Below are 24,451 nucleotides of genomic sequence, written 5' to 3' on the forward strand. Positions count from 1 at the left end.
CATCTTTATTCTGCTTTTCTATTTCTGCGTAAAAGAAGTACTCCACCAATTGATAGGAATAGGAAGCCTATTATCATCATATACAACAAGGTTTGTTCCCCTGTTTGTGGGAGCTTGTTAATATCTTTAGATGGTTTTTCCGGCTTGCTAGGTTGTTCTGGTTTACTAGGCTTTTCTGGTTGCTCCGGCACTACTGGAATCGTCGCTTTATTAGCAAACTCAATAACTAAGATATCTTCTTGACCTTTTTCAATCGTAAATGTGATTGGAGTTGGATCTAGATCGTAACCTGACGGTGCTTGCGTTTCAACGAACTGATAGTTGCCCGGTTTTAAGTCTCCAACAACTAGTTTACCAGCTTTATCAGTTGATAATCCCTTTATGAGTACATTACCGTCTCCATCCTGAAGTTCGAATTCTGCACCTTCTAAAGTAATCTCTTTGTTGTTACTATCGACTTTAATCAATTTAACATCGCCTAGTATCAACTCGTTCGTAATGTCAAACCCGGAAACAATTGATTCATATCCTTCGACAACATGTTCCTTCACTGAATAAGTGTATGCCTTTCCTTCTTCGTCATACTTCTCTAAATCAGTAAAGCTGTATTTCCAACCAGTGTCAGCTGTTACTTCCTTCGTGTCGATTACTTTATCATTTTGCAGGAGGTCAACTTTGATCATTTCTGGACGGTCTTTGAAATTATCATCTTTCCATCTCTTTGTACCTTCTACAGATGTTTTACCAACACGTAAGTTTGTGATGTCGTAGCCATTTACTGTTGATTGATAACCTTCTACAGATTGCTCTTTTACACTATATTCGTATGCTTTACCGTTTTCATCATACTTGTCTAAATCTGTAAAGCTGTACTTCCAGTCAGTGTCAAACTTCACTTCTTTAGTGAAAATGACTTTACCGTTTTGTAGCAAGTCAACTTTAATCACTTCTGGACGATCTTTTGAGTTATCGTCTTTCCATGTCTTTGTACCCTCTACGGAAGCTTTTCCAACACGCAAGTTAGTAATGTCGTAACCATCTACTGTCGTTTCATAACCTTCAATAGCTTCCTCTTCAACAGTGTACTCATAAGCAACTCCATTTTCATCATAAGCTTCTAAATCAGAAAACTCATAAGTCCAATTGTCAACAGCAGTTACTTTCACTGTATCAATCACTTCACTATTTTGAAGCAAGTTTACTGTAATGGAGTCTGGGCGTTCTTCGGAGTCATCATCTTTCCAACCTTTTGTGATAGCAACAGATGTTTTATCAGATCTAGTGTTTGTAATGTCAAAGCCATCCACCTCTGATTTATAACCTGGAACACCTTGCTCTTTTACTGAGTAATCGTACTCTTTACCTTCTTCATCATACTTAGCTAAGTCTGTAAAGCTATATTTCCAGTCAGAATCAGCTGTCACTTCTTGTGTATCAACTACAACACCATTTTGAAAGATATTTACTTTGATCATTTCCGGACGATCTTTGGAGTTATCATCTTTCCATATCTTTGTACCTTCTACGGATGTTTTACCAACACGTAGGTTTGTGATGTCAAAACCGTTTATCGTCGTTTCATAACCTTCAATAGCTTCCTCTTCAACATTGTACTCATAAGCAACTCCATCTTCATCATACGCCTCTAAACCTGAGAACTCATAAGTCCAATCGGCAGCTGCAGTTACTTCCACTGTATTAATCACTTCACCATTTTGCAGTAAGTTTACTGTAATGGAGCTTGGGCGATCTTTGGTGTTATCATCTTTCCAACCTTTTGTGACAACAACAGATGTTTTATCAGATCTAGTGTTTGTAATGTCAAAGCCATCTACCTCTGATTTATAACCTAGAACGCCTTGCTCTTTTACAGCATATTCATATGCCTTGCCTTCCCCATCATACTTGTCCAAATCTTTGAAGCTGTATTTCCAATCGGCATCTGCAGTTACCTCATGTGTATCCACCACTACACCGTTTTGCAGGAGGTTTACTTTGATCATTTCCGGACGATCTTTGGAATTATCGTCTTTCCATGTCTTTGTACCTTCTACGGATGTTATACCAACTCGGACGTTTGTGATGTCGTAGCCTTTTACTGTTGATTGATAACCATCTACAGGTTGTTCTTGTACAGTGTATTTATAGGCTATTCCATTTTCGTCAAATTCTTCTAAATCTGTAAAGCTATACTTCCAGTAATCCGTTGCTGTTACTTCCTTGGAGTCTATTACCTTTCCATTTTGAAGTAACTCTACCGTTATAGACTCTGGACGGTCCCCTTCAGCGTTATCATCTTTCCATGTCTTCGTTCCAGACACAAAGGTTTTTCCAACACGGAGGTTTATGATGTCATAACCTTCGACTGTTGATTCATAACCTTCTACACGCTCTTCTTTAATAGTGTACTCATATGCCACTCCGTTTTCATCGTAGGCTTCAAGGTCTGTAAATACATACTTCCAGTCAGCAGAAGCTCTTACTTCTGCACTGTCAATTTCTTTTTCATTTTGAAAGAGAATAACTGTGATGGAATCTGGACGGTCTTTTGATTCACCATCTAACCAACTTTTCGTTACTTCAACAAATGTCTTTTCAGAACGAGTATTTTTAATATCAAATCCATTAACTTCTGATTTGTAACCTGGAACACTTTGTTCTTTTACAGCGTATTCGTATGCTTTACCTTCATTATTATATTTCTCTAAATCTGTGAAACTGTATTTCCATTCATCATTTGCTGTTACTTCAATAGTATTAACTACTATTGCATTTCGAAGTAAGTTAACTTTGATAGATTCTGGTCGATTTGCTGAATTTCCATCTTTCCATGTCTTCGCACCAGAAATATCCATCAATTCAATATTGGTGATATTATTACCATCAACTTCTGAAATGTATCCATCTATTGGAACTTCTTTGATTATATAGTTGATTTCATTACCATTTTTATCATACTTCGGTAAAGCATTAAATGTGTATTTCCAGTTATCACGTGCTGTTACTGCTTTTTCTGCGACAACCGTGTCACCATCTAACAATTGAACTTTGATAGATTCCGGACGATTTTCTCCATCTCCATCGATCCATTTTTTCTCTCCGGAAACATTGACAATCGCATGGTTATCAATAGTAATTTCTGTTGTTTTACCTATTTCAATCTTGATATTGTTTAATTCTGATGCAATTTTATATCCTTGAGGAGCCATAATTTCTTTTACAGAATACTCACCATAAGGAACATTTGCTTCTGCAATACCTTGATTATTTGTTGTAAATGTATAGGCTTGAGTTGTTTCCAAATTAGTTATTTTGAATGTTGCATTTGCTAAAGTCTCATCTGTTACAGCATCCTTCTTAACTATTTTCGCCGAGCCTGTTTGACGCTTGTTTACAATTTTTTTCGTTTTGATCCCTTCAGGCATCTCATCATATTTTAGCTCAATGGTTAATGGTGTTTCGGCTAAATATCCAGCCGGTACGGTCTCTTCTAAAGTATAAGTACCATATTTTAGGCCAGTCCAGTGAAGTTTTCCATTAGCATTCGTAGTTCCTTCGCGAACGATAATTTCTTTATTGCCAACTGTTGTTTTTAATACGAAAGCAACGTCTGCAAGCGGTTTGTTAGAACCGTCTTCAACTTTTTCAATGATTAACTCACCCGTGCCACCTTGAGTAGGGCCACCCCCAGAGCTGATTCTTACTTGGACAGATTCTTCCTTCTTAGTCGTCCCAACTACTTCATTATTTGACTTTACTTCAGCATTATTTTTTATGTTAGTAGTTTCTTTAGCAAGAATATATGAGGAATACTTAACAACGTATGTGTCCGATGTCTCACCTTTAATTTTCAATGTAAATTTGTTATCATCTACTACTAGGTCATAATCTTCACCAAAAACTAGAGGCTTATCGGACCCTACTTTTGTAACTTCGATCGAATCTTCTAGTAATACTTGTGAACTCTTATCACCTAAGTCATCTATTACGATTATATCTGTTAACGTAGATTTTGATTTATTCACTTCGATTGTCCAATCTATCGTCCAATCCTCTATATTGTGCACACCTTTTTTACCTAAAAACTCTCCTTGATGAGGTAATGTAACATGTGCTTTTAAATTATGTTCTTCCCCTTCACGCGGAATAAACTGTGCTGTGTTTTCATATTTTTCGTTGCTGTTGTAGATGCCGTCTTTATCGACTGTTTTAAACACAATACGATAGCTTTGAACAATTTCATCTAAATTAATCTTAATTTCATCGTTATCAGTAGTTACTGCAAAATTTTCTGTTACATCGTCCCCTACTGCTATTCCGCCTTTTTCTCCGATAGTCGTTTTAAAAACTTGAACCGAACCTTTCACCAATGTTTGGTTATTAGCAATTTTATCAACGAATTTTGCACCTTCTAGGCTTAGTTGGTTGTAGTTAATGTCAACAGTCCAGGTAATTTCTTTTGTTTCATTATTTACTGAACCATTTTTGACACCATTATTCTTCGTTTGATGATTAGGATCCACTTTGTCTTCAATTTCAAGTTCGTATTTACCCTCATCACTTGTTTCATAGGATAAATGTAAACCATTAGTAAAAATAGGCTTCGTTTCTGCACTACCGAAATCATACGTAAACTGAGTTTGATATGTGATGGTATATGCTTTAGTAATATTGCCAAAGTTTATGACAAAGCCTTCTTCGTTTTCGGTAATATGTGCACTTGCTTCTGGACTAATTTTGATCGTACCTGGAACTAGTTTCTGACCGGATCCAGGAAACTTATCTGTTAAAACGAAGTTGCGTAAATCTTGATTATCTGCATTTACAGTAATGGTCCAATCGATTGTTTTATCTTTATAGTTAATTTCACCGTGGTTTTTTTTACCGACTTGCTGGTAAACACCTTGGCTGCTTTTTGCTGTCTTCCCTTTTAATAAAACTTCGTTTGTTATATTACCATCGTCAGTAATATAAGCTCCATCTTTAACTTTTGTTTTGTATTTGAAAATAAAAGCTTTGTTGGTATCTTCTTTTAATGTGAACGTTACTTTATTCCCATCAAAATGGATGTTAAATAAATCATTTGCTTGAGATTGATCTTTTACCTTACCATTCTCAAAAGAATCTACTTGAAATATCTTAATGTCTACTACTTCAAATATATTATTTAAGGTATCGTTACCAACCTTAAAAGTAAATTCATCTGTAATCGTTTCTCCTGCTTTTAACTCTTTTTCAGTAAAATTCGCGTTTACTGTCCATTCAATAGAACGGTCACCTTTATTAAAGGCACTAGATGTTTTTTCAAGTGATTTCGGGCGGGAAATGGAGACGGATGAACCACTTTCTGCATTTTTCTTGTTATCCGAAACTAACTTTGCTGTATTATAATACGTAGTTGCGCCTTCTTTATCTTTTTCGTCTTCTTTAATTTTTGTTCTAAATGTAAGTTTATATGCTTTATTTGTATTGCCCAATTCCAACTCTAATTTTTCTTTAGTTGAATTATTATTAAGCGCAACTGTCCCGTCTTTTTCTCTTAGCACATTGCCATTTATATCTACTTCAACTTCCTTTAATACAATGGATTCAACAATTAATTCTTGACCGGATAATATCGGATCTTGAATAATTGCATTTTCTAACGATTCCCTTGAAGTGTTAACAATTACAGTCCATGCAATTTCGGCTGCATTAAATGAACCACCAACTGGTTGCCCTGATTTAGCAATCGCTTGACCGTATTTCGGTTTTACATTTATGGGGATTTCTTTAATCACTTTATCATTTACTTTAAATTCTAGAATGTTTTCTGTCGTTATGATTTTCTGTTCGCTCAGTTCAGTTTGAACATAGAAATGACCGTGAACATTAGGGACCTTTTCTATATGTTCATTAAAAGTAAATAGCACCTTACCATCTATAGTTACTTTATACGTTCCAAAAACCGTATTGCCGTCTGTTAGTACATCATTAATCTCATTATAAATTGCCAATTGTTCAGGTAATTGTAATTCGTATGTATCACCTGCAATATAATCATGAGTGTTAGATAATGCCCAATCAAATTCAATTCTCAACCCTTCTGCAGGATCAAGCATTTCCCCTTCTTCAATGGATGATCCATCAACCTTTTTTAAAACGAGCGATCCATCTATAATGATATTTTCTGCGATTGGTTTTGGGTTACGTTTCACTTCAGCGTTTAACACTTTTTTATCTGAGTTTGATTTAGCCTCTTCTTTATCTTCTGCCTCTTCTTCTGTTGCCCCTGTAGCAACTTCAGCTTTCTCTTTGTCTATTTCATCAGCTGCTTCAGTTTGTTTTGTCTCATCTTCTTGCTGATCTGCTTCCGATTCCGGTTTTGAATCTACTTGGAAAGAAACAGGAATTTCCTTTTCTTGATTATTAAAAGTAAAAGGAATTGAAACCGTTTCTTTGTCCCCAATAACATCCTTATTAAAATTTGCTTTAATTGCCAGCATTCCATTGGCATTCATATCTGCTTCCTCATTGAAAACAATTGTCACAAGTCCATCATTAGCAACATTGTAAGTACCGATATCTAAATTCCCGGATGTAAGTAACTTTCCGTTTTCTTCTTTTGAAATCATTTGCACTGGAAGTTTATAGGAATATGTCTCCCCTTCACTTACTTCTAAATCAGCTAATGACCAATCAAAATGTATATTCACTGTTGTATCAATATTTGGAAGAAATGCTGGATTTTGATTAGAATCAATCACATTGCCTTTTTCGTCTGTTAAAGTTACATTTTGAAATATACTTTTCTTTACGGTCTCAGCTGTTGCGACTAGTGGTGCTGCTCCACTGAGAATTGTGTTAGAAACTAAAACAATAATAAAGGCAATCATACTTAATTTCTTTCTCATTTAAAAGTTCCCCTCCTTTTAATTCGTTTTAAACCCAATAATATACTCGAAATAAATATGTACTTTATTGACTACTACTTATTCCAAATTAAAATTTTAACCAACCATTCTAAACAATTTCTGAAAGTGAATAAAAACTAAAATAATAGTAGAAAAAATAAAAAAGTCTAGGTTTTTATAATGAAAAATACCTAGACTCTTTTTTCTCCAAGAATGAAAACGGTTAATTTTAATATATAAATTTCATAACAATTATTTTTTAAAATAAAAATAGATTAAAAGTTACAAACAAGAACACTTTTCGAATAGTTCTTTTTACCTATTTTGTATTTTCTCCAACCTTTTCAACTAAATATATGAGCATTTTTTAAATACAAAATTAACGTTGTATCCTAAAACGTACACTTTCAGAAAATGTATAGACGTCTTTGTTATAAATAATAAAAAAGAGTTAATTAAGGAGGCTATCATGAAAAGGTACCAATTAAACATCCGGATTTCAAAAGATTTAAAGGATAGGTTTGTTGCTCATTGTAAAGAAGTGGATCAAAACCCATCAATACTCTTGCGTAGTTGGATTGAGAATTTTATAAAGGAGAATGAGAAATATAATTCTAAGTATCGAACAGAAAAGTTATGAAAAAACAGCTGCTAAAAAGCGACAAAACAGGACAAAAGTTCGATCGATGATAGATCATATTAAAAAACTCCCTCAAATAACTTAAGGGAGTTTTAAGTTGCTCTTAGAAGAACAACAATATATTTATTTAATACTTCCAAAATGCGGTCCAACTCCATTTTTTTCTTCCCAATCAAGTAATTGCGATACCGTTACAAATTGATATCCTTCCAATTCTAATGCTGTTAAAAGCTGTGGCAGTGCATTCGCCGTTTCTTGATGAATATCATGCATTAAAACGATTGCCCCGTTCGAAATCTCTTTTTGTACTACATCATTAACAGCCTTTGCATTTCGACTTTTCCAATCCAATGAATCAACGGACCAGAGAATAATAGAATCGTCATGGTCTTTTGCATATTTGATGACGAAATCATTATATGATCCGTAAGGTGGACGAATTAGTTTTGGGACAATGCCCGTAGCTTCTTTAATTTTATTGTTCGTGTAATCTAACTCTTTCCTAATTTGCTCTTTGCTCATATTCCTTAAATTAGGATGACTTTTTGAATGATTACCGATTTCATGTCCTTCTTTCGCAATTTCTCTAGCAAGTTCTGGATAATAGTCTACTTGTACTCCTAGCATAAAAAAGGTTGCTTTTGCGTTATTCTCTTTTAATACTTTAAGTACTTGTGGCGTTACTTTTTTACTTGGACCATCATCAAACGTAAGAGCTACATACTTTCCTTCTTTATTGAACTTCTTTTGTTCTTCTTGGGCGACCGGTTCTTTTTTTGGTTCTTCTATTTTAGGTATTTTCAAAAAGGTTTTAAAGTTTTCTTGAAAATAATCTTGTATTTTTTCAATAGGAATCTTTAATTTTATCGCGCCCGCCGCTCCTGCTGCAATCTCATACTCATCAAAATATAATGTAAAGTTTTTTTGATTAATGGACCATTGCCATTTTTCTAGCTGAGTTAAAATCTGCAATTCCTCTGGAAAAATATAAGGTTCAATGTCCTTATTTTTTTGTAACTCTTCCAATATGATTTTCTGGAATTCTTTCATATTTTCTTTATTTATATTAAGTAAATCATCAATATTTAATAAACGGTCTCGTTGAATATCGATATTGAATACCTTTGTGGTGTTTATTCCATTTGCCCCACCAGTGTATTCATATGAGTGGAAAACTAAACTATATATATTTTTAGAAATCCTGTATGTTTCCATTTGTATATTGAGGTCTGCTTGTGGAGTTTTTCTAAATAATTTCTTGTTACCTTCGGCTTCTTTTATAAAAGTATCTTGTTTTTTTTGAATCCACTCTTCTATTTTACTATTAATCTTTTCACTGCTCGTACTCGGTTTACTAAGAGAATATGTGTATCCCTTCGTTTCTTTCGTAAAAGTTGTAAGATTAATATTTGGATACTTTGAACTTGTCTCTTCAATAAGTTCTGGACTAGACATTAAAGGATATGTGGCATATACCAACTTATTAATTCCCAAAACGACAACAATAATTGCTGCAATCCATGCTAAAACTTTATAAATCCCCTTTTTCATACATACAAAACCCCTTTTGCCTGAACGATAAATCTCTATCTTTTAAGTTACTATATGTTTACTATTATTACAATTACATTACTAATATTTCATTTAATTTCCACAAAAGAAATAAGCTACCAGGCAAAGTTACCCAATAGCTTATTAAATACTCTATTCTTTTATTTTCATAATAGCTTCGTCTAATGCTTCTATTACTCTATCACACCAAGCGTCAAATTCAGGATCTTCTCTTTGCAATTCAGGAAGTTTTAAAATATGTTGTACGACTTGTTTTATCCCTTGGTCGACTCTAGTTGTTGCTAAAAAATCAGGAACAAGTCTTTTTAGCTTGGAGTTATCAAAAACAACAGTATTTGCTTTATCCCCAATAAGCCCACCCTCATAGTCATACGTGCTGCAAGCAGCTAAAAATTCAGATGGAACGTGAACAGCATTTAGTTTCACGCCTAAAGCATCCGCTATAATTTCGTATATTTGATTCCAAGTGACCGATTCATCGGATGTAATATGTACGGATTCTCCAATCGCATGAATATTCCCCATCAATCCAATAAAGCCTTTCGCAAAATCACGATTATGGGTCAAAGTCCATAACGAAGTACCGTCCCCATGAATAATGACTGGCTTATTTTCAAGCATCCGCTTTGCTACTTGCCAGCTGCCTTTATTCCCGTGGACACCGAGAGGAATAGATCGTTCACTATATGTGTGGCTTGGCCTAACGATTGTCACTGGAAAACCATTGTCTCGATATTGCCTCATCAAATATTCTTCACAAGCAATTTTGTTGCGGGAATAATTCCAATATGGGTTGGATAATGGTGTTCCTTCAGTGATTCGATAATCAGAAAGTGGTTTTTGATAGGCAGATGCGGAGCTGATAAAAATATATTGCTTTGTTTTACCGTTAAATAATCGATAATCCCTTTCCGCATGTTCTGGTACAAAGGCGATAAAATCGGCAACGACGTCAAATTCATGATCTTTTATAAGTTCTGCAACCTTTTCTTCATCGTGAATATCAGCCGTAATTACATTTACACCTGCAGGCAAGATGTCATTTCTCGTACCTCTATTTAGAAGATAGAGTTCACAACCGCTTTGAGCCAATTGTTCAGTAATAGCTGAACTGATCGTACCAGTACCGCCAATAAATAGCGCTTTCATTTTATCCCTCCGAATAATTCAATTTTCCACTCTATTATCATCATACGATGATTTCCTAAAGTTTACTACTAAAGTAGTTTAATACTTTGATTACTCTTCTTAAATTTGGGGCAGTCAATTTTTTGACTTATCATTAATATTCTATTCGCATCATAACTTCGTGATTTGTCACCTTTGCGATGCGCATCGGTTCCTTACGCTCAATAACATCACCGATTGTGATCAGCATCGGATGGATTCGCGACACAACTTTCGTAAATTGTCGCGACTATACAGGGAATGCGTTTTAGAGTTCATTTCAAAAAATAGAGTTGCTATCAACTGCATCGAACGATTAATCAGCGTAGTTTTAGATCTCGCAATATCAAGCTACCATAAAAAAAAAGGATAGTAGAGCAATATGATCTGCCCATCTATCCTTTTCTCATAGAATTACTTTTTTATCGGTATTAATGAAAATGTATAACTATATGGTCTGTCAGCATATAGAGTGAATTCTGGATGCGTTTTTTGTCCCCAGCTATCATCTCCACCTACACCCATTTGTTTATAGTTAACCCGAATGACGGATTCCGTGCTTTCCGGTAATTTATATGAGTGGCTCGCTTCTTCTAATTCGAAAGGTGTAAACGGAAGTACGTTTAGTTCTACGATTGGCAGTCCTACAATTTTAAAGCCTATACCTTTGTCGTTAGTGATAGAAGCCCATCTTACTTCTGTTTTATTTCCACATTCTTGTGGTTTTAAATATGGGATATACTGGTCTCTTACTTTTCCTTCATAAAGACCGATTTTTGCGCCTTTTTCTTTGTCGATGTAATTCTCGTGGGGACCTTTTCCATACCATTCTAGGTTTTCAAAGCTTTGACCCATCGTAAAGAGCAATCCAACCTCTGGTATTTCTGGTAAATCATCGCCCGGTGTCGTTGTTGATTCCACTACAATTTCTCCATTGGTTTTCAAAACGTAACGGATTTCTGTGCTAGATATGGATGTAGTAGGCAGACTATATTTTACAAGAATGACTATTTGACCAACAGATTTTTCTACATGAAAGCTTTCGAGCTTGCGATTTACTCCAGCTTCGCGCCATGTAGCACTTCGTTCATCAAGCTTATTTCCTTTATCATTGTCCGTCATGGCCCGCCAATAGTTAGGAACAAGTGGACGATTGATTAATTCTTCTCCTGCAAAAAGGTAGGAAACAAGATCACCCGTCTGTTTATTAAAGCGCATCGAGAATTCTTCTCCCGAAACCGTTAGTTCTTCTGCTTCATCAACTAGATCAAGTATGCCATGTACACTTTCTGCTCTCTCACTAACACTTTCACGTAATACAAATTGTTCAAAAGCAATTTCATATCCAACTTCTGCCCAAAGAGTAGAGTCTTTTAAACGCAGACTGACTGTTAGGATGATTTCTCCGTCTTGATCAAGTCCCTCAAGCAAATAGCCTAATTGAACTTTACCTGTTGATAATGGCTCAATGTCCAATTCAACCTTGTCTGTTATTACAAGTTTGCCATTGCTAGTAATTTCAAAGCAAAGTTCAAATTCATTTACGTTCGCAAATAAATTTTTATTTCGAACTTCGACAATACCGTTAGCAAGATCAATTGCTGTAAACTCAATATTTTGGTAGCATTTTTTCACTTCAAAAAGCTTTGGAGAAACGGTACCGTCCGCAAAGATCAATCCATCACCAGAAAAGTTTCCATCGTGTGGTGATTCACCAAAATCTCCGCCATATGCTAAAAACTCAACGCCATCTTCTGTCTTTGTACGTAAAGCCTGATCACGCCAGTCCCAAATAAAACCGCCTTGAATAATTGGATACTGATCAAATAGCTCTGTGTATTTAAATAGATTTCCGACGGAATTTCCCATCGCATGACTATATTCACAAATGATATACGGCTTCATTTTCCCACCAGATTTTTCCGCACGGGTTGCATATTCCTCAACTTTCGCTGGCGTAATATACATCGTACTTTCTATATCTGACGCTGCTTCAGAAGGCCGGTAATGAAATACTCCCTCATAATGAACGAGTCTGCTTGGATCTTTCTCTTTAAAAAATTGATGCATTTTAAGGAAGTTATCACCTCCGAATGATTCATTTCCCAGTGACCAGATCACGATCGAAGGATGATTCTTATCGCGCTGGAACATTGAGTTGCAACGGTCTAGCACGTTCTCGGTCCATTCCGGCTTGCTTCCTGGAACCGTATCTTCAAGTTCCTTCTGTCCGTAAACCCAAGAACCGTGTGTTTCTAAGTTGTTTTCATCAATGACATATAAGCCATATTGATCACACAACTCATACAAATATGGATTATTTGGATAATGGGAAGTTCGAACTGCATTAATATTATGCCGTTTCATGAGGGTAATATCATGGACCATATCCTCAAAATCAATTGCGCGTCCTTTGTCGGCATTGAATTCATGTCTGTTTACACCTTTAAAGATGATGCGTTTGCCATTGATCTTCATTAATCCATCTTTCAGTTCAAATTTACGGAATCCAACTTTACAGCTTTCTGTTTCTATAAGCTCCCCGTTTTCATCTTTTAAACTAAGAACTAATGTATAAAGATTTGGATGCTCAGCACTCCATTTCAATGGATTTTCAACGAATGCCGAAGTACTGATTTCACATTTTGCTTCGCCCGAAATATTAACATCTACTGAATTAGGCGTTGCCAAAACCTTATTCCCCTTATCATCATAGAGCATCGCTTCAAAAGTGACATTTTCACAAGTTTCTTTTACATAATTTGTAATGTTTGCATTCATTTTCAACTCTGCATGACGGTGTTCATCATCAAGCTCTGTATTAACAAAGAAGTCTTGAATGTGTAAACGCGGCGTTGAGTATAAGTAAACATCTCTAAAAATACCACTCAATCTCCAAAAATCTTGGTCCTCAAGCCAGCTGGCATCGCACCAACGATACACTTCAACTGCTAATGTATTTTCTCCTTCAGCTAAATATGGAGTAATATCAAATTCGGCTGGCGTAAACGTATCTTCACTATAACCAACTAAATCCCCATTTACCCAAATGTAAAATGCCGATTCAACCCCTTGGAAGCTTATATATACAGGTTGATTTTCCCAGATTTTAGGAACGGAGAACGTTCGAATATATTGACCAACTGGATTGTATTTAGTAGGCGCGAAAGGAGCTTTAAGCTCTTCGGTGTCTTCCCATGGATAACGCACATTCGTGTATTGAGGATAATCATATCCTTGTAATTGCCAATGAGCCGGCACTTGAATATGATCCCAATTACTAGAATTGAAATCAGCTTTATAAAAATCACGATTTCTCTTATCAGGAGTTTCAGAGAAAGAAAACTTCCACTCACCGTTTAATAGCTTATAATATTTGGATGCTTGTCGATTTCCTTTCAATGCGTCCTCAACTGTATGATAAGGCATTAAAGTTGCATGTGCTTCAAGCCTGTTCAATTGAAATATCTCAGGATTATTGTTCCACTCTGGATAACCATTCTTCGGTGGAGTGTACTCAAATTTTCTCAGTTGCTTTAACATCATAGATCCCCCTCTAGTTTATTTTACTGAACCCATCATTCCTGCAACAAAATGTTTTTGCATTAGGAAAAAGACTAATGCCGTTGGTAAAGTAGCAATCACGATCGCCATCATAATAACGCCATAATCAGGTGTATATCCTGATCCTAAATTAGAAATAAGCAGTGGAATCGTTTGCTTTTCAGGTGACTGAATCACAACTAATGGCCATAAGTAGTTATTCCAGCTTCCCATGAAGGTAATAATCGCTGCTGCAGCATATGTCGTTTTCATTGATGGTATAAAAATTTTAAAGAAAATACCTAGTTCTGATAACCCATCGATGCGACCAGCTTCTACTAATTCTTTAGCAAACATTTTTGTATTTTGTCTAAAGAAAAAGATTAAAAATGCAGTTGTAATAGTCGGTAAAGAGACAGCTGCCAAAGTATCAATCCCAATAAAAGGCAATACTTGTGAAATGCTCCCAAACATTCGATATAGCGGAACCATTAATGCTGCAAAAGGAATCATCATGGATAATAACAAAATATTAAACACGATATCTTTCTTTTTACTGCGGAATACCTCAAATCCATATCCAGCTAAAGATGCGATGATTAAGGCTAGAACAGTTGTTGCAATCGCTACTATTGCAGAATTTATCAATGCTGTGCCCATATTGACATTTTCAAATAAGTTTTTAACATTTTCAAAAAAATGATTCCCTGGAAGGAGCCGACCTTTCGTAACATCTTTCGATACATTCGTAGAACTAATGATCATCCAAAAAAACGGAAAAATGGATATGAATGCAGCTATCGATAAGAAGACATACGTGAATATTTTTTTAAACATAGTCAATTTCGATCACCTGCCGCTTTAAATTGTAGAGATGAAAAGATTACGATCAATATAACAATCACAAATGAAACAGCCGCCGCATATCCAAAATCAGGTGAATATTTAAAGGATAAATTATAAATATATTGAGAGATCGAGACGGTAGAATTACCCGGGCCACCTTTTGTAATATTCATGATTTCGTCGAATATTTGGAGCGTTCCTATGGTTGAAGTGATAGAGGTGAATAATATGATTGGTTTTAGAATAGGAATGGTGATTTTCGTGAACACTTGAAATGCATTGGCCCCGTCTATTTTTGCAGCTTCATATATGGATTGGTCTACATTTTGAAGGCCAGATAAGTAAAAGATCATGTTATAGCCAGTCCAACGCCATGTAATCGCAATGATAATTGTTATTTTTGCAAGTACAGGGTCCGTTAACCAAGGAATGGGATTAGAGATAAGTGAAATATTCATTAAAAACTGATTAATGATCCCATCCATACCAAATAAATATTTAAAAATAATTGAATATGCTACAAGTGAAGTGACAGCCGGCAAAAAGATGGCTGTACGAAAAAAGCCTTTAAATTTCAATTTTGGATTATTTAATAATACAGATAAAATTAATGCCAATATGATCATTATTGGAACTTGGATAATTAAATAAATGAAAGTGTTTTTAATCGCTGCAATAAAGGTAGGGTCACTAAATAATCGAGTATAGTTATCTAACCCAACAAATTCTAAGTTATTTCCCATCCCAGATTTAAACGATAAAATGAGAGCTTGGATCATTGGATAGAAAAAAAACAAAACGATTAAAATAGTGGCCAATAGGACAAATGACCAACCGATTGCATTATTTCTTAGTTTGTTACTCATGATGGCTATCATCTCCTTACAAGAACATTTCAGAACCGATTTTAGAATAAGCCTTGAACAATTCTACGTTCAGCGCAAGCACCTTTATTGTAGGAACTTGTCCAAGGCTGTGAGTAGATTTATTTTAATTGTGCATCTGCTTGTTTTTGAGCATTTTTAAGAACTTCCTTAATATCCTGGCCGCCTATATAATTTTGCATTTCTGCTACTAAAATATCTTCAACCGCATATGTGTGCATACCATAGTTTACAGCAGGGATTTCTTCCATCCATTTTGAGAAATCAGCTACTGTCGTTTGACCGCCAAAGTATTCATCTTCCGCTTTATACGCATCCCCATCTGCAGCAGGTTTATAAGTGCCAAGCGCGCCTACATCTGTTACTAAATTTTGATAGAAATCTTTATTGGCTCCGAATGTATTAGCTAAAAACTCAGCTGCTTTTTCTTTTCCATCAACATTTAGAACATAGAATGAGCTTCCACCCAAGTTAGAAGCATTTACAGCATTCGGCAAGTCTAATCTTGGAATTGGAACGACACTCCATTTTCCGGATTGTGATTCCTCCGCTTTAATACTAGGTGTAATCCAGTTTCCTTGTGCAACAGCAGCAACATCACCATTGTTAAACCCTGCAAGTAATTGGCTCCAGTCTGAATGAATACCGGCAACTCCTTCATCTAGCATTGTTTTATATACACGAAATGCCTCAGCCAATGCTTTGTTGCCACTAATATCAGGAGTAACACCATCTTCTTTTAAGTACCATTTTCCTGCTGTTTGAATCATCATGCGAATTGTTCCTAAATCGTTAGGATCAACCGTAATCATTGGCTTTCCTGTCTTTTCTTTCACTTTTTTACCCATCTCGATGAATTGATCCCACGTGATGTTTGTAAAATCTTCCACTGTATAACCGGCTTCTTTAATCATATCTGTACGAACATATAAGCCAGCTACACCTGTATCGAAAGGCAAACCATAGATTTTCCCATCTAAACTAGCAGAATCAATTTTATAAGCTGCAAAATCGTCTTTATTGATATACTCAGATAGATCAAAAAACGCATCCGGATATGCCTTTAAGAAGCTTTGCGCACGGTAGTCCTCAATTAGGACAAGATTTGGCATCCCTTTCATTGTTCCGGAGCTTAATCCTGTATTTAATTTAGAAACGATATCTGGTTGACCGTTTTCAATAATTTTGAGATTAACATCTTCTTTTCCGTTATAAGCTTCATCAGCTAGCTTTAAAGCTGCTATATTGAAATTAGGGTCCCATGCCCAAGCAGTTATTGTATTTGAATCACCACTTTTGTCAGAACCACTTCCTTCTTTTGAACCTGAACCACATGCAGCAAGCATCATTATACTCGCAACGACTAACAATAATAGCTTTTTCATTCTATATACCTCCTTATTGTTGGAAACGCTTGCTCCCTATAAAAATGATAACAAAATAAAAAAAAAGACCGTTAGGACGATCTTTGGATTAAACTTTGAATATATTTTGATAATCTTTTGGAAACGTTTTCCTATTGGCACTATTTTTATAAATTTGTATTTTCTTTAGATTTAATAACGGGCAACCTAATTGTGATTCTTGTTCCTTCCCCTAATTGGCTTGATACATCTACACCGTATTGTTCCCCATATATTAACTGAATCCGCTCTTGTACATTTCGGATGCCAATCCCGCTAAAGAGCTGGCGCTTGCTTTTACGGTCTAGAGTTTTATCCTCCATTCCATCCCCATTATCGTTTATTTCACAAATAAGCAAGTCGTCTCTTTGTAATATCATTAGCTGAATGATCCCTTCTTTTTTGCGGTTAAATCCATGAAAAAATGCATTCTCGATAAAAGGCTGCAATATTAATTTCGGAAGTTCGAGTTGTAAACATTCAGGAGAAACGAAATAATGAACTTTAATCAAATCACCATAACGAATTTGATTGATATATACATAGCTTTTTACATTATCCAATTCTTGTTCTACAGTGTTTGTTTCACTAATATTACCAATCGTGTTCTGTAATAAAGAGATTAACGCATTAATCGTTTGTGCGGATTTTTCTCTATCACCGTTTTGCACCATGAATTTGACAGATGCCAGTGTATTATATAAAAAGTGGGGATTGATCTGCTGTTGAAGAGCTTCCAATTCAGCATTTCTCTGCTTTTTTTGTGTATCTATCAGCTTTTCTACATATTCATGAAGCTCATCCAACATATCATTAAACGCCTTGGCAAGCTGCCTTGTTTCATAGCTTCCCGATTCGTTGACATATGAATCAAAGTTCTTTTGACTCATATTAGATATTTGTCTTACTAATGAAGATAACGATTTAGTCAACCTTCGTGAAATGATAAATACGATACATAAAGCTAAAAAAACAATGATAGCACTAATCAAGGCAATCATTTTTGAATTAAGCAAGTTGCTTGTAACCGTTTCACGATCGATTAAATTGACGAGAAACATATCTAAAGTTGGTAAATATGTGGAAAATAATAAACGGTTTTCTCCCAATACTTCAACTTGTTTATAATGATCTTTGTATTCATCCATTTTTTCAACATCTTGCAGCAAATCATGAAATTTTTGTCCAGCGATGGACTCGTCACTACTTGATACAACCATTCCAGATTGATTTAACAGCAATACATTATTTCCATTACCAGTATATCTTGCATATAACTGCTTGAAATCCTGTTCACGGATTGCAATATAGATCACACCATAAATATGGTCAGTAGATTTATCAACTAGCGCTTTTGAAACGACGATCGTTTCTTCCCGGTTTATATCATGATCAATTTTTTTTGGATCATATTGATATAAAATTCTATTTGGGTCTTTATAGGAATTCAACGTAATACGATCCTTCTTTAATTTGTCTGCAGAAACAGGCCAATTCACATAGTTGGTTGAATATAAGCGACCATTCTCGCCCAATAAAACAATATTAATTCCTTCTTGATTGATCATCGTTAAATAACGATCCATTTGTAATTTAATTCGATGTGTTGCCTTTGCCAATTCTATTGGCTCTGATTGTTCACTTGTTAAGTAATTTTGCACATATCCACTTTGCTGGACTTGGTTAGCGACAGATACTAATGAATAACTAAAGGCTTCAAAATCAGTTGTCACCTGATCCATTACCTTCGCATTTGCAATACTAAAGGTATCAATAAATAACCTTTCTGACATACGAATCATCGTATACGTAATTAAGACGGAGACAGCTACAATACTCACAACCATTACAAGAAACATCTTAAAAAATAGGCTATTATTTTTTATACTGTTTAAAAAATTTCTTATCATTTTCTCAAGTCCGCTCCAGAAAAGCTTTTCCTATACTTACTAGGAGACATTCCCGTCGTTTTTTTAAAAACCTTACAAAAATAACTATGATCTGAATACCCCACAATGCCGCTAACTTCTGAAATTGAAATCTTATTATTTTGTAAAAAGTCTTTTGCCTTCCCAATTCTGAATTGTGTTAAATACTCATTGAATCCTATCCCATGATGGTTGCTAAAATATGATGATAAATAAGATGGATTAAAATGAAAATGATCAGCTAAGCTAGTTAAGCTAATCGGCTCGGCATAATGCTCTTCAATATAAGCAAGTAATTTTTTCATATTGGATTGACTAGGATCTTGAAGTTCATCATCAATCACTTCTTTTACTTGATTTAAATAGGAGTGGAAATAATTAGTTGTCTCGAGAACATCCTTTGCATGATTGATCATAGAAAAGTGATGATATTTTTCTTGTTGTAATGTTTCACTTTTAAACTTTAAGTTTTCCAACAAAATAGTCGTATTGAAAATAATATTTCCGAGAAAGGATTTAAATTCATTTTCATCATTTGTATATTGGTGAGACAAATATTCAACATAATCGTTTAAATATATAAAGGCTTCTGCAAAATTTCTTCGTTTAAAAACATCAATAAAATGATTTAAATCAAATGTATCATTTTCTTCTTTAATTATTTCAGGTAATTGTTCATGAGATAACAAAGTATAATGAGGGAAGTAAAAGTGATATTGTCTAAGCTTCTGCAAATCATTTTGAAATTGATTTTTTAAGTCTTTTAATAATGTAAATGGTTCACTTAAAGTCCACTTAATCTTAAATGGAATGTCCCCAGATTGTTCGATATCTCCCAATTTTTTGTGAATGATTGATAATTCATCCTTATCGATATTAAGTAAATATGTAAAGCTCGTATCTTCTTTAAATATTTGATAATGCTTGATCCCTGTAAACATGCTTACTGCTTGGACTATTTGTGAAACTTCTACACCTTCCGTGTCTATATCTCCGCCAAGCAAACAATAATATTTTTTAGGAAATGCCTCTTTCACTAATTGCTGATCATAATGGATGTCGTAGCCCTCCATCAAATAATGAATGATTTCTTCTATTGTGTTTAATTTGCTTTCGGTGCGATTAAGAGTAAAATTTGGTATTTTTTTAACCGCATTCTGTAATGCTTTTAATAGTTCCGGTCCATCTAATTTAGGTTTTAGGATATAATCTGCTACTCCGCTTTGAAAGGTTGAGCGTACATATTCGAAATCACTAAAACTGCTTAAAATGATCACTTCAGTACCTGGATAGTTTTCCTTGATCTCCTTTGTCAACTTTTCACCATCCATAACAGGCATAACCATATCTGTAATGACTATATGTGGCCGCTCCCGCTCAATTAATTGAAGTGCTTCAGTTCCATTTGAAGCTTCACCAACAATCGTAAAACCTTCCTGCTCCCAATTTATATAATGCTTGATCCCTTGGCGAATCAACACTTCATCATCAACAATCAAAACTTTACAACGCTCCTGTTTATTCACTAGTCAACCCTCCTTTCACGTTCATAGACACTCGGCTTTCACCGAGCCAGCTGATATATGGTTTTCTTGTAATACTTGTTTCTTCTCCCACATTTAGGAGGATATTCGTCATATTTAGCAAATATTAACCAGCGTCTTGCCGGTTCTCTTCTATTATCATCATATTGTAATGATATAAATCTGCTTCATATCTTCTTTTATATGTGTCCAAGCTATGTTCTTTTACAATATTAAAGTCTATCTCATCAACTATTTCATATAAACGGTTTAATGCCTCAGCATTTCTCCATGCAGTTTCTTCAAATTCAATATTCATTTCATGCTCTTCAACGATCATTCGAAACAGCTTGCTATTGTTTCGGTATTCGGATGGAGAGTGATTTCTTTTCATCTTGTATATCTCAATCGTTATTGGCAATGATTTTAACAATGCTTCTCGATCCATCGCATGCCCCAGTTCATGCATAGTTAGAGTTTTTATATAAGTCTCTAGTGGAATAGATTTTATCATGCTTTTTCTGGCCTTCTGCACACGATTCATATCACAACAAAGAAAATGATGGATAAAGTCATAACTCATATTAACGCCTGTACCCTGTAATTTTAATTTAACATTCATATGGACAGCTCTCATCGTTAAAAGAATCCATTGTTTAATACGCTTATTTATATTTCGTTTATTCATACATACCCCTAGCTCTCAAATAGTAGAAAAAAAACAAGAAAATATGACTAAATTTAAATTTAGCTGTTTCTAACTATTTTATCATTATAATTAAATGATTTAAGAATTCAAGGTATTATTCCGATCGCTTTCTTGGCACTTTATATATTTTCAGGTACTTGAGTACTAATCAAAAAGAAAGTTTAGTAGAAATCCAAGTGGATAAACATATGGATGTAAGACCAATACTTTTCAAAGGAGAGATTCTGATGGCTAACAATAATGACAACCGTGATGGAATGTCCCGCGAAGAAGCAGGTCAAAAAGGTGGAGAGGCAACAGCGAGGAACCACGATCGGGATTTCTATGAAGAAATAGGAAGAAAAGGCGGAGAAGCAACCTCCGAAAATCACGACCGTGATTTCTATGAAAAAATTGGAAAAAAGGGTGGAGAAGCCACTTCCGATAATCATGATCGAGATTTCTATGAAGAGATCGGAAAAAAAGGCGGAGAAAATAGTCACGGCGGCGGCCGAAACAGCTAATAATTGTTTGCAGATAAATTATGTTAACGAAAGGCTGACTCAAAAGGTCGTTAAATACGACTCTTTAGGGTCAGTCTTTTTCTATAATGATGCCTTGGCCTATACGATTGATAAGGGCTTTCCACTTTTATAATAGATACCGTTTCGTAATCTGGTTTCTCGGGATTGTTGGAATTTGAAAAAAGAAAAAACTGATAGACGCTGAGCAGCCCGAATAAACGTAGACTCTGCTAGAAATAGGAGATAGGCAAGACGAGCCTGTGAAGGATGGCCATTTGTCCGCGGAAAGCGAAGCAACTAGAGTAGAAACCAACAGACTCGTTCATGGCAAAAAAAAGGCATCCTTTTTTGTACACCCATCTTATGTATTATCTATTGTATTTAAAAACTATCACCATCAGTATCCATACATAGGTTATAATTAAAGTTGGAAATTATTGCATTGGGGGTAGTGGATTGGATACGATTACCCATACTTTATTTGGGTTGGCATTATACGGAACTGTTGATAAGAAAAATATGGACAAAAAGTATAAAGGAGCTTATCTTTTAACGGCTGTCGGAGCCAGTCAGATACCTGATATTGATGTGATATCCCAATGGTGGGATAATGCAGGGCTTTATCAAATGTGGCACCGTGGAATTACTCATTCTCTGTTTTTAACTCCGGTTTGGGCATTGTTATTTTTCATACTATGTCTTTTATTATTTAAAATAAAGGATATAAAATTGTTTATGCTCGCTTGGCTGGCGGTTTTCATACATGATACGAGCGACCTTTTCAATGCATGGGGAACGGGATATTTAGAACCTTTTTCAAATATTCGCTTAAGCTTTGGCACAATTCCTATTGTTGATTTTGTTATTTGGATCATTATAGGGGCTTCCTTCCTATTTTCAAAAAGAAATAAGCTAAAATCACCTTACTATTTTAAATTAGCGTGGGCTTTTATTGCCCTTCATATTATGGTTCAAAGCACTCAAGGTTTTTTGATTTATAAACAATATGAGAAAAATGTTGACCAAGTAGCTCTTTCTGCTAATTTTATCCCATGGTCATTTTCCGTTATCACGAAAAAAGATGATAAAGTGACAATTTATCAGGATAATCTTTTCCAAAAAAAGAAAGAATTGTATGTTTTACAATCGAATGAAAATGCAGATTTGGACGCTCTTTTTACCGAGTTGCCGGAAGCAAAAACTCTTCATGAGTGGTCGCCATTCGTAGTGGTCGTAGATGACGAAGATCGACTCGGCCTGTATGATCCGCGTTTTTATCGAAATGGGCAATCATTCCTATTTGAATATATAGAGAAAAAAAGATAAGAGCTGAAGGAGACCAGGACATAACTATTTCAGACAAAGATAAATCCGAACAATAGGTTGTTTAGTGTATATAACCGCTCCGGAAATATACTTCGCTAAGTTATATCATTGTTCGTCTTTAGGTTTGATTGTTTTAGTTATGTCCCAGCCTCTATTTTAATTCTAATACCATCACACCAATAAATACTACCAAAAGAATGGAAAGAACGGAAAGAACCCGACCCCTACGAATACCGGGTCGCCCCCACCTCCATTAGCACCGCCTACATATGAGACACCAACAATAATTAACAAAATAAATAGCACTACGATTAAAGCAAAGTTAAATCCACCTTTTCTTTCTTCCTTTTCTTCCACATTAATCCTCCTTTCTTTCATCGTGACAAATATGCTACAACGTATGTTTTAAATGTATTCATGATTGGACATGTATCTCGTTTACAGTAAAAATGCGACAAAAAACTAGGAAATACTTTACTCATTTTTTGATAGGTATATTTCATTGATTTTAATAGCTTTTTCCTCAAAAAATGAATGACAAAAAACCTTACATAAATTTACTTTATTTTACGTAAGGTTTTAATAATTGCGAATTAGCTTAATTCCGATTGCAAATACTTATATGTTAGAAAAATCACTTAACGATTTCCACCCAAAAAGCTCTCAACAATCTCATTAAACTTTTCACTATGCTCCCAAAACATTAAATGTCCTCCAAGCACTTCGATCGAGGATTGAGGAGTAAGTTTTTCAGTAAATGCTTTAGCTATAGGAGCCCAGTGTTCCGCGATAACAGTAAGAACGGGTACTGACTCACTAGCAAGTTTTGCCTCTTCGCGGTAATCAGAAAACATTCCTGAAGCAAATAAGCTAGCTGCTATATAATGTGGAGTTTTTAAAGATTGCTCTACTAACCAGTTTAACTCGGTTTCTGCTAACTCTCTTTGCACCATCACTCCAGTGGCGTAACCTGAGATGAACTCTCGTTGTTTATCTCGATCTTGTAGATAATGAGTATAAGCTGCAGCTATTTCATCAAGCGGCCCCTCTACCCAGTCTTGTTCGTGATTGATTGATAATGGTTTTGGTGATAAGTCTACAAAAATTAATGACTTGATATTCTTCGTCCCCTGCTGCCTTATATACTCCCATATTGTCAAACATCCAAATGACCAACCTACTAACGTTACATTCTTCAGTTCTAGTGCCTCGATTATCTTCACTAAATCTGATCCATGCGTAACATAATCATTTCCATGCATTGTAATCGATGATTTTCCATGACTTCGGGGATCCATTACTATTACGCGGTTTGTCTTCTGAAAATACTCTATCTGCTTAGAAAAAACTTCTGAAGTAAAAGTCCATCCTGGAATAAAAACAATAGGGTCCCCGCTTCCCGCATCCTTGACAAACATCTCTACGCCATGTTCTACCTTAATATATCTTCCACCTTCAACTGCCACCATCTATCCCTCCCCTAATATCATCAATCATTATTTATATTCGGGAAT

The 24,451-nt window shown here is 35.2% G+C and carries 13 protein-coding genes and 2 pseudogenes; 3 read left to right on the top strand and 12 right to left on the bottom strand.

The window, feature by feature from the left end; translation table 11 throughout:
* Nucleotides 1–5 precede the first annotated feature (5 nt).
* Nucleotides 6–6,893, bottom strand: a complete 6,888-nt coding sequence (locus KHA96_RS20570; RefSeq protein WP_213131222.1) for a Cna B-type domain-containing protein — start codon at nucleotides 6,891–6,893, stop codon at nucleotides 6–8.
* Between the two features lie 469 nt (nucleotides 6,894–7,362).
* Here KHA96_RS20570 and KHA96_RS20575 point away from each other — a divergent pair, with 469 nt between their 5' ends.
* Complete coding sequence (locus KHA96_RS20575) at nucleotides 7,363–7,533, top strand: hypothetical protein (RefSeq protein WP_213131223.1); 171 nt, start codon at nucleotides 7,363–7,365, stop codon at nucleotides 7,531–7,533.
* A gap of 123 nt (nucleotides 7,534–7,656) precedes the next feature.
* On the opposite strand, the gene KHA96_RS20580 is transcribed toward KHA96_RS20575, so the two are convergent.
* The 9 genes from KHA96_RS20580 to KHA96_RS20620 all read right to left on the bottom strand — a co-directional run bounded on the left by KHA96_RS20580 (nucleotide 7,657) and on the right by KHA96_RS20620 (nucleotide 21,087).
* The gene (locus KHA96_RS20580; RefSeq protein WP_213131224.1) at nucleotides 7,657–9,084 is read right to left on the bottom strand and encodes a polysaccharide deacetylase family protein; all 1,428 of its coding nucleotides are present in this window, start codon (nucleotides 9,082–9,084) and stop codon (nucleotides 7,657–7,659) included.
* 153 nt (nucleotides 9,085–9,237) lie between these two features.
* Nucleotides 9,238–10,254: an SDR family oxidoreductase gene (locus tag KHA96_RS20585; RefSeq protein ID WP_213131225.1), complete on the bottom strand. Its 1,017-nt coding sequence runs from the start codon at nucleotides 10,252–10,254 to the stop codon at nucleotides 9,238–9,240.
* 432 nt (nucleotides 10,255–10,686) lie between these two features.
* Nucleotides 10,687–13,815 carry a beta-galactosidase, LacZ type gene (lacZ, locus tag KHA96_RS20590; RefSeq protein WP_213131226.1) on the bottom strand — a complete coding sequence of 1,043 codons (3,129 nt, stop codon included), beginning with the start codon at nucleotides 13,813–13,815 and terminating at the stop codon, nucleotides 10,687–10,689.
* An 18-nt stretch (nucleotides 13,816–13,833) separates the two neighbouring features.
* Complete coding sequence (locus KHA96_RS20595) at nucleotides 13,834–14,652, bottom strand: carbohydrate ABC transporter permease (RefSeq protein ID WP_481748260.1); 819 nt, start codon at nucleotides 14,650–14,652, stop codon at nucleotides 13,834–13,836.
* Nucleotides 14,653–14,654: 2 nt separating this feature from the next.
* Nucleotides 14,655–15,527 carry a carbohydrate ABC transporter permease gene (locus tag KHA96_RS20600; protein WP_249315819.1) on the bottom strand — a complete coding sequence of 291 codons (873 nt, stop codon included), beginning with the start codon at nucleotides 15,525–15,527 and terminating at the stop codon, nucleotides 14,655–14,657.
* A gap of 119 nt (nucleotides 15,528–15,646) precedes the next feature.
* Entirely contained in the window at nucleotides 15,647–16,930 is a 1,284-nt protein-coding gene (locus tag KHA96_RS20605; protein WP_213131229.1) for an ABC transporter substrate-binding protein, read from the bottom strand.
* Between the two features lie 146 nt (nucleotides 16,931–17,076).
* Complete coding sequence (locus KHA96_RS20610) at nucleotides 17,077–18,858, bottom strand: sensor histidine kinase (RefSeq protein WP_213131230.1); 1,782 nt, start codon at nucleotides 18,856–18,858, stop codon at nucleotides 17,077–17,079.
* Nucleotides 18,855–20,402 carry a response regulator transcription factor gene (locus tag KHA96_RS20615; RefSeq protein WP_213131231.1) on the bottom strand — a complete coding sequence of 516 codons (1,548 nt, stop codon included), beginning with the start codon at nucleotides 20,400–20,402 and terminating at the stop codon, nucleotides 18,855–18,857. Before KHA96_RS20615 ends, KHA96_RS20610 begins: the two co-directional genes overlap by 4 nt.
* 124 nt (nucleotides 20,403–20,526) lie before the next feature.
* Nucleotides 20,527–21,087, bottom strand: coding sequence for an integrase (locus KHA96_RS20620; RefSeq protein WP_213131232.1), 561 nt, complete (start codon nucleotides 21,085–21,087; stop codon nucleotides 20,527–20,529).
* Nucleotides 21,088–21,335: 248 nt separating this feature from the next.
* Between KHA96_RS20620 and KHA96_RS20625 the strand changes: the two are divergent.
* Both KHA96_RS20625 and KHA96_RS20630 read left to right on the top strand, forming a co-directional pair.
* Nucleotides 21,336–21,593: pseudogene (locus tag KHA96_RS20625) on the top strand (KGG domain-containing protein); the annotation flags it as partial.
* Between the two features lie 474 nt (nucleotides 21,594–22,067).
* A complete protein-coding gene (locus tag KHA96_RS20630; RefSeq protein ID WP_213131234.1) occupies nucleotides 22,068–22,937 on the top strand; it encodes a metal-dependent hydrolase in 870 nt (289 codons plus the stop codon).
* A gap of 258 nt (nucleotides 22,938–23,195) precedes the next feature.
* Here the strand turns inward: KHA96_RS20630 and KHA96_RS23570 are convergent.
* Nucleotides 23,196–23,294: pseudogene (locus tag KHA96_RS23570) on the bottom strand (YjcZ family sporulation protein); the annotation flags it as partial.
* A gap of 281 nt (nucleotides 23,295–23,575) precedes the next feature.
* Nucleotides 23,576–24,406 carry an alpha/beta fold hydrolase gene (locus KHA96_RS20640; RefSeq protein ID WP_213131236.1) on the bottom strand — a complete coding sequence of 277 codons (831 nt, stop codon included), beginning with the start codon at nucleotides 24,404–24,406 and terminating at the stop codon, nucleotides 23,576–23,578.
* Between the last annotated feature and the right edge of the window lie 45 nt (nucleotides 24,407–24,451).

Source organism: Bacillus sp. FJAT-49711 (assembly GCF_018343715.1).
Taxonomy (GTDB): domain Bacteria; phylum Bacillota; class Bacilli; order Bacillales; family Bacillaceae_C; genus Lederbergia.

Excerpts from the sequence above, each read along its gene's own strand:
- KHA96_RS20570 (WP_213131222.1), bottom strand. The coding sequence starts at position 6,893 with ATGAGAAAGAAATTAAGTATGATTGCCTTTATTATTGTTTTAGTTTCT.
- KHA96_RS20575 (WP_213131223.1), top strand. The coding sequence starts at position 7,363 with ATGAAAAGGTACCAATTAAACATCCGGATTTCAAAAGATTTAAAGGAT.
- KHA96_RS20580 (WP_213131224.1), bottom strand. The coding sequence starts at position 9,084 with ATGAAAAAGGGGATTTATAAAGTTTTAGCATGGATTGCAGCAATTATT.
- KHA96_RS20585 (WP_213131225.1), bottom strand. The coding sequence starts at position 10,254 with ATGAAAGCGCTATTTATTGGCGGTACTGGTACGATCAGTTCAGCTATT.
- lacZ (WP_213131226.1), bottom strand. The coding sequence starts at position 13,815 with ATGTTAAAGCAACTGAGAAAATTTGAGTACACTCCACCGAAGAATGGT.
- KHA96_RS20595 (WP_481748260.1), bottom strand. The coding sequence starts at position 14,652 with ATGTTTAAAAAAATATTCACGTATGTCTTCTTATCGATAGCTGCATTC.
- KHA96_RS20600 (WP_249315819.1), bottom strand. The coding sequence starts at position 15,527 with ATGAGTAACAAACTAAGAAATAATGCAATCGGTTGGTCATTTGTCCTA.
- KHA96_RS20605 (WP_213131229.1), bottom strand. The coding sequence starts at position 16,930 with ATGAAAAAGCTATTATTGTTAGTCGTTGCGAGTATAATGATGCTTGCT.
- KHA96_RS20610 (WP_213131230.1), bottom strand. The coding sequence starts at position 18,858 with ATGATAAGAAATTTTTTAAACAGTATAAAAAATAATAGCCTATTTTTT.
- KHA96_RS20620 (WP_213131232.1), bottom strand. The coding sequence starts at position 21,087 with ATGAATAAACGAAATATAAATAAGCGTATTAAACAATGGATTCTTTTA.
- KHA96_RS20640 (WP_213131236.1), bottom strand. The coding sequence starts at position 24,406 with ATGGTGGCAGTTGAAGGTGGAAGATATATTAAGGTAGAACATGGCGTA.